Raw genomic sequence first — 663 nt, 5'->3', positions numbered from 1 at the left:
CCGCGTGCCCCAGCGTGGCGAGGTTGGCGTCCAGGGAGGCCTGGCGTGAGGAGAGCATGGAGACCAGGAGTTCGGAGAGCTCCTCCTGATCCATGTCGAAGCGGAAGGCCCCCCGCAGGGCGTCCTCGTCCACCCCCATCGCCCCCGCCATGTTCCCCGCCAGCTGGCTGGTCGCCCGCGAGATCGCCGATCCGAGTTGCTCCTGCAGGGCGGACTGCAGGTTCGTCGACAGCTGCGCACTGCGCTCCCCCAGTTGCTGGCGCAGCTGCCCTCCGATCTGGGAGGACAACTGCCCGGAGAGCTGCGTCATGTAGGCCTGGGTGGCCTGCTGCATGTAGTCCTGCATCGCGGCGGCAATCTGGTCCTGCAGCTCGGCGCTGTGGGCGGTGACCTGCTCCTGGACTGCCTGTCCCAGGCGGGTGAGCAGCTGCTCCTCCAGCTCCTGGCCGGCCCCCTCCGCCGCCGAGGTCAGCTCCTCGATCGTCGCCCGGTTCTCCTCCTGGATCTCCCGCCCGGCGGGGGAGTCCAGGAACGACTGGAACGCGGTAGCCGGGTCCGTGGTGCAGTCGACCTCGGGCGCCGCTCCCGCCTCCCCCGCGCTGCAGTACGTTGCGAACCCATTGACGAGGGCGGCCGCGAGTTCTCGTGTCTGCTCATTGTCGA

The 663-nt window shown here is 69.7% G+C and carries 1 protein-coding gene; it reads right to left on the bottom strand.

The window, feature by feature from the left end:
- A partial coding sequence (locus tag FK530_RS26070; RefSeq protein ID WP_205124259.1) for a hypothetical protein occupies nt 1-663 on the bottom strand: 663 nt, incomplete at both ends.

Origin of the sequence: Tsukamurella conjunctivitidis, from assembly GCF_007858475.1 — a bacterium.
GTDB classification, from domain to species: domain Bacteria; phylum Actinomycetota; class Actinomycetes; order Mycobacteriales; family Mycobacteriaceae; genus Tsukamurella; species Tsukamurella conjunctivitidis.
This window is presented reverse-complemented; position numbering and strand designations above follow the sequence as displayed.